Origin of the sequence: Morganella sp. HSTU-ASny43 (assembly GCF_022819185.1) — a bacterium.
GTDB classification, from domain to species: Bacteria; Pseudomonadota; Gammaproteobacteria; order Enterobacterales; family Enterobacteriaceae; genus Morganella; species Morganella morganii.
Map to the genome: position 1 here is coordinate 229,078 of NZ_WSPG01000001.1, position 15,678 is coordinate 244,755.

General features: G+C 48.8%; 10 protein-coding genes. 6 read left to right on the plus strand and 4 right to left on the minus strand.

Annotated features, from left to right (window positions below):
* Window positions 1-4 precede the first annotated feature (4 nt).
* The gene (gene fliD / locus GN208_RS01095; protein WP_015422629.1) at window positions 5-1,450 is read right to left on the minus strand and encodes a flagellar filament capping protein FliD; all 1,446 of its coding nucleotides are present in this window, start codon (window positions 1,448-1,450) and stop codon (window positions 5-7) included.
* A 329-nt stretch (window positions 1,451-1,779) separates the two neighbouring features.
* On the opposite strand from fliD, the gene GN208_RS01100 reads away from it, so the two are divergent.
* From GN208_RS01100 to fliZ, 4 genes are all read left to right on the plus strand, one after another.
* Window positions 1,780-2,931, plus strand: coding sequence for a FliC/FljB family flagellin (locus GN208_RS01100; RefSeq protein WP_243828271.1), 1,152 nt, complete (start codon window positions 1,780-1,782; stop codon window positions 2,929-2,931).
* Window positions 2,932-3,161: 230 nt separating this feature from the next.
* Complete coding sequence (locus tag GN208_RS01105) at window positions 3,162-4,232, plus strand: FliC/FljB family flagellin (RefSeq protein WP_243828272.1); 1,071 nt, start codon at window positions 3,162-3,164, stop codon at window positions 4,230-4,232.
* A 323-nt stretch (window positions 4,233-4,555) separates the two neighbouring features.
* Window positions 4,556-5,278 (plus strand): RNA polymerase sigma factor FliA, encoded by a 723-nt coding sequence (locus GN208_RS01110; RefSeq protein WP_004240062.1) that lies wholly within the window; start codon window positions 4,556-4,558, stop codon window positions 5,276-5,278.
* A gap of 57 nt (window positions 5,279-5,335) precedes the next feature.
* The gene (fliZ, locus tag GN208_RS01115) at window positions 5,336-5,848 is read left to right on the plus strand and encodes a flagella biosynthesis regulatory protein FliZ (RefSeq protein WP_004236794.1); all 513 of its coding nucleotides are present in this window, start codon (window positions 5,336-5,338) and stop codon (window positions 5,846-5,848) included.
* 86 nt (window positions 5,849-5,934) lie between these two features.
* Here fliZ and putA read toward each other — a convergent pair whose 3' ends face one another.
* Complete coding sequence (putA, locus tag GN208_RS01120) at window positions 5,935-9,909, minus strand: trifunctional transcriptional regulator/proline dehydrogenase/L-glutamate gamma-semialdehyde dehydrogenase (RefSeq protein WP_243828273.1); 3,975 nt, start codon at window positions 9,907-9,909, stop codon at window positions 5,935-5,937.
* Between the two features lie 527 nt (window positions 9,910-10,436).
* Here putA and putP point away from each other — a divergent pair.
* Window positions 10,437-11,924: a sodium/proline symporter PutP gene (putP, locus tag GN208_RS01125; protein ID WP_032098801.1), complete on the plus strand. Its 1,488-nt coding sequence runs from the start codon at window positions 10,437-10,439 to the stop codon at window positions 11,922-11,924.
* Between the two features lie 48 nt (window positions 11,925-11,972).
* Here the strand turns inward: putP and cycA are convergent, their stop codons facing one another.
* Window positions 11,973-13,370 (minus strand): D-serine/D-alanine/glycine transporter, encoded by a 1,398-nt coding sequence (gene cycA / locus GN208_RS01130; protein WP_004236791.1) that lies wholly within the window; start codon window positions 13,368-13,370, stop codon window positions 11,973-11,975.
* 462 nt (window positions 13,371-13,832) lie between these two features.
* Between cycA and GN208_RS01135 the strand changes: the two genes are divergently transcribed.
* The gene (locus tag GN208_RS01135; protein WP_225806412.1) at window positions 13,833-14,345 is read left to right on the plus strand and encodes a hypothetical protein; all 513 of its coding nucleotides are present in this window, start codon (window positions 13,833-13,835) and stop codon (window positions 14,343-14,345) included.
* A 241-nt stretch (window positions 14,346-14,586) separates the two neighbouring features.
* Here GN208_RS01135 and GN208_RS01140 read toward each other — a convergent pair whose 3' ends face one another.
* Entirely contained in the window at window positions 14,587-15,576 is a 990-nt protein-coding gene (locus tag GN208_RS01140; RefSeq protein WP_004236789.1) for a glycosyltransferase family A protein, read from the minus strand.
* Between the last annotated feature and the right edge of the window lie 102 nt (window positions 15,577-15,678).

Genomic DNA, 15,678 nt, shown 5'->3' on the forward strand with positions numbered 1-15,678 from the left:
ATTTTTAACCTAACATTCTGCCGAGTGCTTGTGTGGTGCCACTCAGGGAGTTCATCATTTTGTCCAGATTCTGGAACTGACGGCGATACAGATCCATGGTGTTTTCGATCTGTTTATTGGTTTGTTCGATACGTTTATCGATACCTTTTTTCTTTTTCTCCAGACCGTCGGTGGCGTTATGAATCGTACCTTCACGGCTGTCTAATGTCTTTTTCAGATAATTAAAGTTTTCAGTGGCAAAACCGGTCTCTTTTCCGTCCCCCGCAAAGAACTCTTTAACACTGGAACCATTTTCTTTTAATGCTTTATCCAGAACTTTGTCATCAATCTCCAGGGTACCGTCTAACTTTTGCTTGATACCGAGTTTGCTCATGGTGTTGAGTGTACCGTCACCATTCGGTGTTCTGATTTGCCCGCGGATAGTATTCTGGATACCGCGTACCGTGGAATCACCAATCAGCGGACCATTACTTTTATCCGCCGCCTCACCTTTTTCTGTCTTGGTATATTTGGTCAGATCTTTACAGAGTTTCTGATACTCGTTATAAGCATCCACCCACTCTTTAATTTTCTTTTTGGCCGGTTCAATATCAGAAGAAACAACCAGCGGTTCAGTAATTGGTTTTCCGGCACTGTCTTTTTCAGTGGTTTTTTTCAGTGTCAGTGTCAGACCAAAAAAAGCATCTTTGACTTCGTTAGTCTGTGATTCCTGTTCGATACCATTTACAGTGAACAGTGCGTTTTCCGGTGCGGTCGTCTGCTTCATGCCGCCGTTACTGATAAATTTAACGGTACCGTCGGTTTGTTTTTCTGATTTTCCGCCGATGGCTTTATCCAGATCATCATCGCCGGTAACAGAAATACTGATAGCAGAATTGGTCCCCTGGGTTTTACTGATTAACACCAGGTGGTATTCACCCTGTTTATCTTTTACCACACTAGCAGAGACGCCTTTATCCGCTTTATTTATGGCATCAGCGACTTCAATCGGCGATGTTTTATCGCTGCTCAGTTTTATATCAAAATTCTTTTTCGCATCACTGCCGTCACCGATTTTAATGGAAACAGTTCGTTCAGCGTTGCTGTTACCCATTGATGTCTTACCGTCAGCAACACCTTTTCCGGATAAGGTCTGGTTTTTAGCCAGTCGCTCGATGCTGACATCATACTGACCCGGCTGTGCTTTACCTGTGGTGGACACACCAAAGTATTTATTTTCTTCACTGACTTTGGTGGTACTGATATCACCGTATTTTTTCAGTGCTTCAGAGGCGGATTTTAATTTTTCCAGTGAAGACTGTAACTTTCCGAAAGCACTAATCTGTGCTTCACACGCTGTTTTTTGGGCAGTTAACGGCTCCAGACGGCGCATTTCTGCTTTTTCCAGCATGTCCATTTGCTGATTAAGGTCCATATTTGCGCCGACGCCTAACGATGCTATGCCTGCCATGTACTTCTCCTGAATTTGATTGGTTTTACATAGTTATCGGTTGGCAGCGGAAGAATTTTAGCGTTAACGGCAAAAAATGATGGGCAGAGTTGCGCAGGGAAAGCAGGGTTATTGTCACCATTAAGATAAAGAAACAAAAATGAGCGTCGGGGGCAGCAATTTGATTACAAATCTCACAAAATGCGTTATCCGGATAAATGTGCCTGATATTGATAAAATGACGACTTTTTGTCTGTAAATAAAGTGAATTATCGCCCGTTAACAGTATTACTCCGCAGCGACGGCAAAAATAACTCACATTATTTCATACAAAAAAAGGAAATATCGTTATGGCACAAGTTATTAATACCAATGTTCTGTCACTGGTTACCCAGAATAATTTAAATCGTTCTCAGGGCGTGTTAGGAACTGCCATTGAACGTCTTTCTTCCGGCGCCCGTATTAACAGTGCAAAGGATGATGCTGCAGGTCAGGCGATTGCCAACCGCTTTACCGCCAATGTGAAAGGTCTGACCCAGGCATCCCGTAATGCAAGTGACGGTATTTCACTGGCGCAGGTAACGGAAGGTGCTATCAATGAAATCAACGATAACATCCAGCGTATTCGTGAGCTGGGTGTGCAGGCCAAAAACAGCACTAACTCGGCAAGCGATATCAACTCTATAAAAGAAGAAGTTGACCAGCGCCTGGCAGAGATTGACCGTATTTCAGAACAAACGCAGTTCAACGGCATCAAAGTTTTATCCGGCGATAAAAAAATGAGTTTCCAGGTTGGTACCAATGATGGTGAAACAATCGATATTGATCTGAAGAAAGTTGACCGTGAGGCGCTGGGTCTGAAAGGTATGGATTTCTCCACACTGAGTGCCGTGTATCGTCAGGAAGGTGCAACGAAAACTGCAGATGAATTTGACGATGGTGCCTCAACGCCAAATAAAGCAGCATCATTTGAATTCTCAGGTGTGACCTGGTCTACAGCACCGACAGAGCTGAAAGAAGCCAAAGATGAAAACGGCGTTGCAATAAAAGATACCTACCTGGTCACCGGTAAAATAGATGACGGTAAAGAGGGAACGAAAGATGTTACTTATGAAGCAAAAGTAACCGGTGTGGAAAAAGATGCTACCGGTACAGATTATCATGCTAACGTCAGTGTTGATACCAGCCGTGAAATCAAGGTACTGGCAGCAGGTACGAAACCTCCGGCAGATGAAATCCTGAAGACGCTGGATGATGCCCTGGCCAAAGTGGATACTCAGCGCAGCCAGCTGGGTGCATTCCAGAACCGTATGCAGTCCACCATCAATAACCTGAACAACTCTGTTAACAACCTGAGTGCCGCACGCAGTCGTATTCAGGATGCCGATTTTGCCGTTGAAGTTTCTAATATGAGTCGTGGCCAGATTCTGCAGCAGGCGGGAACATCAGTGCTGGCGCAGGCAAACCAGGTACCACAGTCAGTACTGAGCTTACTGCGTTAATCATTATTTCATTATAAATCAGGCAATTCCTCTGTGTTATGGTTTGGCCGGAACCACTGTTCCGGCTTTTTTTATGTCTGAGGAAACCATTTCTGCGACAATTTTCTAAAAATATTTACCAAAAAACCTAAAGTGGTCTCTCAGGGTGCCGATAGTGTTATTGCTGGCGAAAATCAGAAAGCCAAACAGATAAACGCTGTTTATTATTTTCAATAACAAGGACATATATCATGGCACAGGTTATCAATACTAACGTTCTGTCTCTGGTTACTCAGAACAACTTAAACCGTTCACAGGGCGTATTAGGCACTGCAATTGAGCGTCTGTCTTCAGGTGCCCGCATCAACAGCGCAAAAGATGACGCTGCAGGCCAGGCAATCGCCAACCGTTTCACCGCTAACGTAAAAGGCCTGGCACAGGCTTCCCGTAACGCTAACGACGGTATCTCTATCGCACAGACTGCTGAAGGTGCTGTTAACGAAATCAACGACAACATCCAGCGTATCCGTGAACTGACCGTTCAGGCGAAAAACGGTACTAACTCCAAGAGCGATATCGGTTCTATCCAGGAAGAAGTGAACGAGCGCCTGTCAGAAATCAAACGTATTTCTGAACAAACTCAGTTCAACGGCATTAAAGTGCTGGAGCAGGGCACTAAAATGAACTTCCAGGTTGGTGCAAACGACGGTGAAGTCATTGAACTGGATATGCAGAAAATTGATCTGGCTAAACTGGGTCTGAAAGATTTCGAACTGCCGACTTATACTGCTCTGAAATCAGATACTAAGCTTGATGCAATAGCAGAAAAAGCAGAGGCTGCTAAAGTAGATGCAACATTTACGACTGTTGATCTGAAAGGCCACGAACTGTTTGAAACAGCAACCGGTACTATCGTTGCTAAGAAAGGTGCGGATTATTTTGAAGTGAAAACCTTCGAAAAAGACGGAGCTAAAGCGACACAAGGTAACCTGGTCGTTGGTGATAAACTGACTGATATCAAGTCCAAAGCAGATGCTGACAAAGTCAACGATGCAACCACCAAAAAACTGGACGAAGCACTGAAAACTGTTGACTCATACCGTTCAAAACTGGGTGCATTCCAGAACCGTATGCAGTCTACCATCAACAACCTGAACAACTCTGTTAACAACCTGAGCGCAGCACGCAGCCGTATCCAGGACGCTGACTTCGCAACAGAAGTGTCTAACATGAGCCGTGGTCAGATCCTGCAGCAGGCGGGTACCGCTGTTCTGGCACAGGCAAACCAGGTTCCTCAGGGTGTTCTGAGCCTGTTACGTTAATTTACGTAGTTGCTTTAGCGTGTTTAAAAGGTCAGAATATTCTGACCTTTTTTTATAGGTGTTACCCATAACAGAACAAATAATATTCTAACTATTTGTTTTTTTATTCTATTAATGAACGCCTATTTTTCTTTTTGTCATATAAAATAACCGGAATTTTGCAAAATTTATGATAAAAATGAAAGAGAGTATTGCTATTTGTTAATGAGGTGATTTAGGATAAGGCAAATAAGGCGTGATTTACCTCACTACTCACCGGATTGAATTCTTTTCAGGGCACGATAATAAAAGCCTTTCATGAATCTCGAAGGGTGTTTCAGGTTGTGAGTGATTTGTATACCGCCGAAGGTGTTATCAACAAAAATAGCCTGTGGGAGCGTTATTATCCCCTTATCCGGCACGAAGCCCTGAAGTTGCAGGTTAGATTACCGGCAAGCGTTGATATTGACGACTTAATTCAGGCCGGGGGTATCGGCTTGCTGCATGCAGTGGAGCGTTTTGACGCCATGCAGGGTGCCACCTTTGCAACCTATGCGGTACAACGGATCCGCGGGGCAATGCTGGATGAATTGCGGGGAAGAGATTGGGCCCCCCGCAGTGTGCGCCGTCAGGCGCGGGAAATAACCAAAGCCGTGCGTGCGCTCGAACAGTCTCTGGGGCGTGCAGCCGCAGAGCAGGAAATCGCTGATTCGTTACAGATGGATATCGCAGAATACCGTCAGGTCTTAACCGATACCAATAACAGCCAGCTGTTTTCATACGATGAGTGGCACGAAATCCACGGTGAGAGCTGCGAACCCGTCCGTGATGATGATGACGGGGGCAACCCGCTCGGTTTGTTGGTAGACGAGAGTTTGCGTCACCAGGTGGTTGAGGCGATAAAACAACTGCCTGAACGTGAAAAACTGGTTCTGACTCTTTACTATCAGGAAGAGCTGAACCTCAAGGAGATAGGCGCAGTGCTGGAAGTGGGGGAATCCCGCGTCAGCCAGTTACACAGCCAGGCAATCAAAAGGCTGCGGGCGCGCTTAAAATCCATGAAGTAACTTTGACTTTATCTTTGATTTATTTTTATTAGACTAGACTACACAAGGCGCCAGAATATGTCTGTTTCAAAACAAAAGAAACGGCCCGTAAGCCGTTACATTAAAGACTTCAAACACAGTCAGACTCACTGCAGTCATTGTCACAAAACCCTCGATCGCATCTCCCTGGTTTTCAACGGTCAGCTGATCAATAAAGAAGCTATTTCTGAAATGACAGATATGATCGATGACACCACCTGGATGGGATTACAGGACAAATTTGTGGCACTCTGCCGTTTCTGCAGCGAGATCTACTGCAACAGTGCAACCGATTATTTCGATATCATGGCATTCAAACAGTATCTGTTTGAAGAAACGGAAATGAGCCACAGTACCGTGCGCGAATATGTTGTCCGTCTGCGCCGTCTCGATGAACTGCTGTCCTCCAAAGCCTTCCCGGCCACCACAGAATTCTCCACTGAAATTATCCAGGCTCAGCTGAGTGAAGATTTATCTGACTCCGCCCTGAGCAACTACAACATCGCACTGCGCAAGTACGAACAGTATCTTGACTGGCAGGGCAAACACTGATTTATCAGTCAGACCATTTTTTATCAGTAAATGATAAAACAAAGGGAACTCTCGTTCCCTTTTTCCGTTTTAAGACTCCGTGATTATCAGCCGATAGTCATCAGACTGGCGTTTCCGCCTGCCGCTGCGGTATTCACACTGACCGCACGCTCATGCAGTAACAGCATCAGCGGGATCTGTGTATCACCGTGACTGAGCCCGGCAACCGGCACAATTTCACCGCCGCGTGCAGCCACATCCCGGTTTACTGCCTGCAGGAGGTCACTGTCACCATGGAAAATCACACCGTTAAAGACCACACCATCCGCTGACCACTCTTCTGTCAGTGTGATTTGCGCGCGGACGCTGTCCGGCAGAGTGTTATACAGTGAACGGGTATGTTCCGCCGCAGGCCAGAGCTGACGGCAGCCCGCTGCCAGTGTGGCACCCAGTTGTAGCAAAGCATCCTGTTCTGAATCATTCAGGCCGAGAATGGTTCCGCGCGGCAGCAGATAATAACTGTTGCGCTCCCCGGTCGGCCCCGGCAGCAGACGGCAGGTACCGGCCTGTGATAACTCGCCGTAACGGATAACCGCTGTCAGCACATCGTGGCGGCGCTGCGCTTCCAGCCAGGTGAGGAAAGTATCAAACGGCGCCAGTAACTGTGTCCGCAGAGTGACATCCGGCGGATTGAGATCATCCTGTTCTGCCAGAAGGCTGACCACCGAATCATCAGGCTGTTCCGCCAGCAGACGGTGGAGATAAAGCGGGCCGCCTGCCTTCGGACCGGTGCCGGAAAGCCCTTCGCCGCCGAACGGCTGAACACCGACCACCGCACCGACAATGTTGCGGTTGACATAAATATTCCCGGCTTCAATCTGTTGCGTAAGCTGTGCGATAGTTTCATCGATACGGGTATGGATACCGAATGTCAGCCCGTAACCGGCGGCATTAATTTTCTCCGCCAGTTCCGGCAGCGTGTCACGCGGGTAGCGGACCACATGCAGGACAGGGCCGAAAATTTCCCGTGTCAGTTCAGAGACATCATCCAGCTCAATCAGCGTCGGCGGGATAAAGGTGCCGTTAAGAATCGCCGGTGAACCGGTTTCCATCCCGAAGGCGGACTGATACACCGGTCTGCCTTTACCACGCATTTGCTGAATATGCTGGCGGATACCGTTATGTGCCTCTTCATCAATCACCGGGCCGATATCGGTTGCCAGTATGTCCGGGTTGCCGAGACGACATTCCGCCATCGCGCCTTTCAGCATTTCAATGGTGCGATCGGCCACATCCTCCTGGATGCAGAGCAGACGCAGCGCTGAACAGCGTTGACCCGCACTGTCAAAGGCGGAACTGACCACATCGGTGACCACCTGTTCTGTCAGGGCGGAGGAATCCACGACCATCGCATTCAGGCCGCCGGTTTCGGCGATCAGCGGGATCACGCGGCCTTCGGTACTCAGACGGGCGGCCAGATTGCGCTGTAAAATCTTCGCGACCGCGGTGGAGCCGGTAAACATCACGCCCTGAACACGCGGATCACACACCAGCTGGTTACCGACTGTTTCGCCGTCACCCGGCAGCAGTTGCAGCACCTCACGCGGGACACCGGCGTCATGGAGCAGTGAAACGGCAACAGCTGCCACCAGCGGAGTCTGTTCCGCCGGTTTCGCCAGCACCGGGTTTCCGGCGGCGAGGGCAGCGGCTACCTGACCGGTGAAAATTGCCAGCGGGAAGTTCCACGGGCTGATACAGACCACCGGCCCCAGCGGACGGTGCGTATCACCGGCAAAGTGAGTTTTCACCTGAGAGGCATAATAATTGAGAAAATCAACGGCTTCACGGACCTCGGCAATCGCGTTGGCAAAGGTCTTACCGGCTTCCCGCACCAGGATCCCGAGCAGCGGCTGCAACTGATCTTCCATCAGCTGTGCGGCGCGGATAAGGATATCCGCCCGTTCCTGTGCCGGGGTGGCGAACCAGATCTCCGCTGCACCGGAGGCGGTGGCAAGGGCATGATCCACTTCATCTTCTGTGGCCGGACGAACGTGACCGACAATATCATGATGATTCGCCGGGTTTCTGACCGGCTGCGGCTCTGCCGGTGCGGACGGTATAAATGTTCCGCCGGTCAGTGGTTCACTGAGCAGATTGTCCCCGGCGTGGCTGAGCAGGGCACTCGACAGTGACGCCAGACGATGCTCGTTACTCAGATCCAGACCGGCGGCATTGACCCGCGTATTGCCGTACAGATTGCGCGGCAGCGGGATTTTCGGATGCGGCAGACCGACAGCACCTTCTTTGGCGGCCATTGCCTGAACTGCCGCAACCGGGTCTTCCACCAGCATCTCCAGCGGAATAGTGCCGTCGGCGATCCGGTTGACAAAGGAGGTATTCGCGCCGTTTTCCAGCAGGCGGCGGACCAGATAAGCCAGCAGGGTTTCATGGGTACCAACCGGTGCATACACGCGGCACGGCCGGTTCAGTTTGCCGTCCGCCACTTTGCCGACCACCTGCTCATACAGCGGTTCACCCATGCCGTGCAGACACTGGAACTCATACTGACCGGGATAATAGTTATTGCCCGCCAGCTGATAAATCGCGGATAAGGTGTGGGCGTTGTGGGTGGCGAACTGCGGATAAATCAGATTCGGTACTGACAGCAGTTTACGGGCACAGGCGAGGTAAGAGATATCCGTATAAACCTTGCGGGTATAGACCGGATAACCCTCCAGCCCGTCCACCTGGGCGCGTTTGACTTCGCTGTCCCAGTAAGCGCCTTTCACCAGACGGATCATCAGACGGCGCTGACTGCGCGATGCCAGGTCAATCAGATAATCCACCACGACCGGGCAGCGCTTCTGATAAGCCTGGATAACAAAACCGATGCCGTTCCAGCCCGCCAGCTGCGGGTCAAAACAGAGTTTCTCCAGTAAATCGAGGGAGATTTCCAGGCGGTCAGCTTCTTCCGCATCAATATTGATACCGATATCATACTGACGCGCCATCACCACCAGGTCGCGCAGGATCGGATAAAGTTCGGATATCACACGGTCATACTGCGCGCGGCTGTAGCGCGGGTGCAGGGCAGAAAGTTTGATGGAGATACCCGGCCCTTCATAAATACCGCGTCCGGCGGAGGCTTTGCCGATGGCGTGGATAGCCTGCTGATAAGAGACCAGATAGGCCTGTGCATCTGCGGCTGTCAGTGCGGCCTCGCCCAGCATATCGTAAGAATAGCGGAAGCCTTTGGCTTCATTTTTGCGGGCGTTTGCCAGCGCACGGGCGATGGTTTCACCGGTAACAAACTGCTCGCCCATCAGGCGCATTGCCATATCCACGCCTTTGCGCACCAGCGGCTCACCGCTTTTGCCGAGGATGCGGTTCAGTGAGCGGCTCAGTCCCGCTTCATTATGCGTGGCAACCAGCTTACCGGTGAACAGCAGTCCCCAGGTGGCGGCATTAACAAACATGGATTTGCTCTGGCCGAGGTGAGAATTCCAGTCACCGTGGCTGATTTTATCGCGGATCAGCACATCGCGGGTGGCTTTATCCGGAATACGCAGCAGTGCTTCCGCCAGGCACATCAGCGCGATCCCCTCCTGGGAGGAGAGGGAGAATTCCTGAAGCAGTCCCTGTACCAGCCCGGCGCGTCCGCTGCTGTTTTTCTGATTACGCAGCTTTTCTGCCAGACCGTAAGCCAGTTTATGCGTGGCCTGTGCGGCATCCGGGGAGAGTTGCGCCTGCGGCAGCAGCATAGCGACTGCTTCCGGCTCCGGAATGCGGTATGCGGATGTGATAGCTGCGCGGGTCACGGATTGCGGCAGGATATCACCGGCAAACTCCAGAAACGGCTGGCAGCTGACCGGCGGCTCAGCCGGTACAGTTTCATCTTCCTGTGCGGAAGGGATACCGGCAGCGGGCAGTGCGCCGTCCGGCAGAGAATCGAGCTGAGCCAGGTAATCAAAAATAGCCTGTCTGATCAGCCAGTGCGGCGTGCGGTCAATTTTTTGCGCTGCGGCTTTGATCCGCTCACGGGTTTCATCATCCAGTCTGACGCCCATTGTGGTACTCACCATGTTCACTCCTCATAAACGGCAACAGGTCATGCGTTGCACATTAATATCTATGAGGTTGCAACTTTGTGCAACATTGTTAAATAAAGAGATGTGCAAAGTGTGAATAATGTCGCTGTTTTATACTGATCTGAGAAAATGATTAAGAAACAAACTGTATTGGTTAAAATAAAATCATTATATAACAATAGTATATTGTCAGTTTTAAGGCGTATAATGATTAAATCAGGTGATTAACCGCATCACTTTCTGATGACATATCCCGTGATAAAAATCACAAATCTTCACTTTAGTATCGTTAATTAATTGTTGTTTTATTGTTGTTGTCGTTACTATCGGGCTGAACACAACTCATCACAGATTTAACAAATAATGATAATTGACGGGGCATTGTCTGTGCAGACCAGGGATGGCTGAGGCGATGTGCAACACAGTAACACCGGTGTGACGCGCATCCTGTACAGCGATTGGTACACGCAATGCTGATACGTGACGGACTATAAATTCAGTACAGGAACTTAATTATGACAATGACGCTGACCACACCGCTGATTGTGACATTTATTGTCTATATCGCCGGGATGCTGTTCATCGGCTATATGGCCTACCGCTCCACCAATAACTTCGACGACTATATTCTCGGCGGCCGCCGGATGGGCAGTTTTGTGACTGCATTATCCGCCGGTGCATCCGACATGAGCGGCTGGCTGCTGATGGGATTACCGGGTGTGGTTTTCTTCTCCGGTATTTCCGAATCCTGGATTGCCATCGGTCTGTGTATCGGTGCCTGGCTTAACTGGCGGATTGTTGCCGGTCGTCTGCGCCTTCAGACGGAAGTCAACCATGCGCTGACGCTGCCGGATTACTTTACGCAGCGTTTTGAGGATAAAAGCCGTGTTCTGCGGATTGTCTCTGCAGCCGTGATCCTGATTTTCTTCACCATTTACTGTGCTTCCGGCATCGTGGCCGGTGGTCTGCTGTTTGAAAGCACCTTCGGTATCAGTTATGAAAAAGCCATGTGGCTCGGGGCAGGGGCAACTATTGCCTATACCTTCCTCGGCGGGTTCCTGGCGGTAAGCTGGACAGATACCGTGCAGGCGACACTGATGATTTTCGCCCTGATCCTGACACCGGTTATGGTGATTGTGTCTGTCGGCGGGTTTGATACTGCACTGGCAATTATCGAAGCAAAAAGCCCGGCGTATGTGGATATGTTCCGCGGGCTGGATATTGTCGCGATTATCTCCCTGCTGGGCTGGGGATTGGGCTATTTCGGGCAGCCGCATATCCTGGCGCGCTTTATGGCGGCGGATTCTCATCACACCATCCGCAGTGCACGCCGTATCAGTATGACCTGGATGATCCTCTGCCTTGCGGGAACCATTTGTGTCGGTTTCTTCGGTATTGCCTTCTTCCAGCAGAACCCGGAACTGGCGGGCTCGGTGACTGAAAACCGCGAGCGGATTTTCATGAGCCTGACCTCTATCTTATTCAATCCGTGGATTGCCGGTATTCTGCTCTCTGCCATCCTGGCAGCGGTCATGAGTACCCTGAGCTGTCAGCTGCTGGTCAGTGCCAGTGCCCTGACGGAAGATATCTACAAACCGTTTTTCCGTAAGAATGCCTCACAGAAAGAGATGGTGCTGGTCGGGCGCATTATGGTGCTGGTGATTGCGGCGATCGCTATTTACATTGCGATGGATAAAAATAACAAAGTGCTGGGGCTGGTCAGTAACGCATGGGCCGGGTTCGGCGCAGCATTCGGGCCGGTTATCCTGTTCTCTGTTATCTGGAAGCGGATGACCCGTAACGGCGCACTGGCGGGGATGTTTACCGGCGCGGTGACGGTTCTTATCTGGATAGAATATAAGTGGTTTAATTTATATGAAATTATCCCGGGCTTTATTCTGGCCGGTATTGCTATTGTGGTGGTCAGCCTGGCAGGCCGTGAGCCGGACAAATCAGTTCAGGGACGTTTCGCTGAGGCGGAAGACCGTTACCTCGGACGGACTGAGTAACAGAGTATAAAAACAAAAATCCCGGCGTTGCCGGGATTTTTTTGTCCGCTACTTTTGTGTTTCCGCAAGGCGGTGCTTTCTGACATTCCGGTAACCGACTGCCAGCAGGATAAACCATAACGGCGTGGCAAGCAGTGCCTGACGGGTATCGCTCTCCAGTGTCAGCAATACAATTACAAAGACAAAGAAGGACAGACACACCCACGGGATCCAGCTGCCGAACGGTACTTTATAGACTGATGCGGCATGCAGCTCCGGACGACGGCGGCGGAACATAATGTAGCTGTACAGGATCATGCTCCAGATAAACATAAACAGGATAGCGGATACTGTTGTTACCAGAGTAAACACATGCATCACATCAGGGATAAAGTAGAGCAGAATCACCCCGACAGACAAACAGATGCAGGTGAAAATCAGTCCGGTGGCCGGTACTGCCTGTTTTGACAGACGGCAGAATTGTTTTGGTGCGCTGCCTTGTTTGGCTAACCCGAACAGCATCCGGCTGGTGGAAAACACACCGCTGTTTGCGGAGGATGCGGCGGCTGTCAGCACCACAAAGTTCACCAGGCTCGCTGCCGCCGGAACGCCGATCATAACAAACAGTTCCACAAACGGGCTTTTATCTGCCGGAATGGAGCGCCACGGCGTGACAGACATAATAATAATCAGCGCCAGCACATAAAATGCAATAATCCGGAACGGAATAGCATTAATGGCACGCGGCAGGGATTTCACCGGGTCACGGGTTTCCGCTGCGGCAGTACCCACCAGTTCGATACCGACAAAGGCAAAAATGGCTATCTGGAACCCGGCAAAGAATCCGATTATCCCTTTCGGGAACATGCCTCCGTCGGACCAGATATTGGATAACGCCGCCTCATGCCCTTCCGGTGAAACAAAATGTGTGCCGATAAGAATGCCGCCGATAATAATCAGCGCGACAATTGCGACAATTTTTATCATGGAAAACCAGAATTCCATCTCGCCGAATAATTTAACCGTTGCCAGGTTCAGGGACAGTAACAGTAAAATACAGAGCAGCGAGCTGACCCAGCGCGGAAAATCAGGTGCCCAGTGCATGATATAGCCGGTAATGGCTACCACATCGGCAATACCGGTTATTACCCAGCAGAACCAGTATGTCCAGCCGACAAAAAAACCGGCCCACGGGCCAATCAGGTCACCGGCAAAATCACTGAACGATTTATAATTCAGGTTTGACAGCAGGATCTCGCCCATTGCCCGCATGACAAAGAATAAGACAAACCCGATGATCATATAGACAAATAATACCGAAGGGCCTGCCAGTGAAATCGTTTTACCGGAGCCCATAAATAACCCGGTGCCGATTGCTCCGCTGATGGAAATCAGCTGAATATGCCGGTTGGTTAAACTGCGTTTGAGTTCGCCGCGTGGCGGCGTGGCAGGCGTTTTTTCGTCCATAAACAAATCCGTTAAGCTAAAAAATAACCATTATTTTTATTCATTCAAAAATGGTGCTGTAAGCGAATAGTGTGACACATTTCTCAGAATGAGTAACGAGAAATTTTCCGTTAAATTCATGGGGTTGTTGTGTGATATAGCCTGCAGGCTATTGTTTCGCATTAGTTTTTTTATGGGTGAAAATAATGTCACGCTGGTTTACGAAACATCAGAAAAGGGCATTTTTTGCAGTAACATTAATAAGAAAACCCAAACCGGCGGTAACGGGTCAGAATAGTATATTTTGGGGATTTTCCGGTTATACTGGTGATATATTTCAGGGGTGTTTTTTATTGCGGAATGGTATTTATGGACAAAAAAACACAGGGAATGACGATGAATTACCAGGTTGTCCCTTTTTGGATCTATTCAGGAAGAGTTGCCTTTTTTATATTACTCGCGGTGCTTACCGGTTTTTGGGGCATGAATGCATTTCTGCTTTATTTGTTATTTCACGGAATTGTCTGGCAGTTGGTGGTTTCTCTCCGGTTACATACATTAAAAGAGAAGGGGCTGGTTTCCCGCAGCCATGATATCAGCCACTGGATAGTGTATGTTTACAGCATACCGGTGAAAGAAGAGCGGGCGATTTTAAAAAATCCGTGTTTTGCACTTGAACAAAATATGAAGGATTTTTTCTTCCGCCTGCTGTTACTGAAAGGTATCACTCAACTGGGTTTTATTGTGCTGTTACTGATTCAGTATATCCGGACAGATACGGATATCGTCAGCCTGACCACCCTGTTTGCGGGATTATCCGCCATTATTATAGCCGTCATGCTTTACCGGACAGGATTGCTTATCCGTGCATTATCAGCCAATGCGTTTTATACGGAAAAACTGCAGTCAGAAAGTGGTTCTCTCTGGTATCAGCTCTGTTTTATTTCACATGGCTCAGTGAAAATGGCAGGGCTGGATAAATTACTGGCAATATAAAACGATCCCCGCAGTGCATATTATCTGCGGGGAATTTTCCGGACTGGTATTATTCAGATGGCGGAATCGCAGGTTATTTTTTGGCAATCGCCTTATCAGCGCGCGGCTCGACGGTAATGGAATGCTCAACCTAAAAAGATTTTTACGGATTAATCTGACAGGGGCTGTCATAACAGGTTCATGCAGGATAACAGGGAATGTTCAGATAACATTATAATCTGACACTCCCTGTTATATATACCTAACCGGCAGGGATGATGTTTTTTTTCTTTGTCAGAAATTTACGTGCTATACGCCACACGAAAATATTACCGGATAATACAATATTCAGACGGAATTTGTTTTTTCCCGGTTTTCTGATTAATGTAAAATCAGATTTATGGTAGCTGAAGTCTTTGATATAAGACTTTAAATCCGGGTAAAGACCGGTAGCCAGCATGTTCCACATAAACTGAATCTGCAGGCTTAATACTTTAGCGCGGACTTTACTGAAAACGGATGATTTATCCGGTTTATTATACGTCTCAGCGATGTAAGAAAGAATTTTTTTCCAGGCATCCAGGTCACTGATGTAATCCGCCTTCTTCCATTTTTTATTCATCAGTGATTCACTGTGATAAATATAATTGTATAAATACTCTTTAATATAGGAAAAGGCGCCTTTGTTCAGACATTCAAGGATAAATAAAACATCTTCACCCACAACCATGGATGAATCAAAAAATAAATTATTCTTATCCAGAAACTCTTTTTTCAGCATTAAACAGCAGATATCAAAATAATCAAAGTTCAGAAAGTCGGTAATAACGGTATCTGTGTTGTCATAGCATACTGACTGTGTAATATGGCCGTCGGAATGTATTTTTCTGAATAAACAGTAGGCGAAATCCCGGTCATCCTGTGTGACTTTACTCACCAGTGTCCGGATAAAGTCCGGTTCATAAGTGTCATCGCTGTCCAGAAAGCAGATATAGCATCCGGAGGCCGCTTTAATACCTTCATTACGTGCGGATGAAACGCCGCCGTTCTGTTTCCGGATATACCGGATGTGATCGTGGCTGCTCATATACTCCCGGCAGACGGCGGCGGTATTATCTGACGAACCATCATCAATAATGACTATTTCGACCGACGGCCAGGTCTGTTTTATCACACTGTCCAGAGCGCGGCCGATGAATTTTTCAGCATTGTATGCCGGAATGATGACCGAGACTAAAGCGTTGCTGCTCATATAATCGACTCTTAGCATATTGCTGGTTATTCAGTCACAGGATTTTTATATGTCTGATACTGATGTAAAAATGACGCCTGCAACGAAATAAACCATTTCCGT

Bases quoted from the DNA above. Each gene is read 5' to 3' on its own strand.
- fliD (WP_015422629.1), bottom strand. From the start codon at position 1,450: ATGGCAGGCATAGCATCGTTAGGCGTCGGCGCAAATATGGACCTTAAT.
- GN208_RS01100 (WP_243828271.1), top strand. From the start codon at position 1,780: ATGGCACAAGTTATTAATACCAATGTTCTGTCACTGGTTACCCAGAAT.
- GN208_RS01105 (WP_243828272.1), top strand. From the start codon at position 3,162: ATGGCACAGGTTATCAATACTAACGTTCTGTCTCTGGTTACTCAGAAC.
- fliZ (WP_004236794.1), top strand. From the start codon at position 5,336: ATGTCTGTTTCAAAACAAAAGAAACGGCCCGTAAGCCGTTACATTAAA.
- putA (WP_243828273.1), bottom strand. From the start codon at position 9,909: ATGGTGAGTACCACAATGGGCGTCAGACTGGATGATGAAACCCGTGAG.
- putP (WP_032098801.1), top strand. From the start codon at position 10,437: ATGACGCTGACCACACCGCTGATTGTGACATTTATTGTCTATATCGCC.
- cycA (WP_004236791.1), bottom strand. From the start codon at position 13,370: ATGGACGAAAAAACGCCTGCCACGCCGCCACGCGGCGAACTCAAACGC.
- GN208_RS01135 (WP_225806412.1), top strand. From the start codon at position 13,833: ATGAATGCATTTCTGCTTTATTTGTTATTTCACGGAATTGTCTGGCAG.
- GN208_RS01140 (WP_004236789.1), bottom strand. From the start codon at position 15,576: ATGAGCAGCAACGCTTTAGTCTCGGTCATCATTCCGGCATACAATGCT.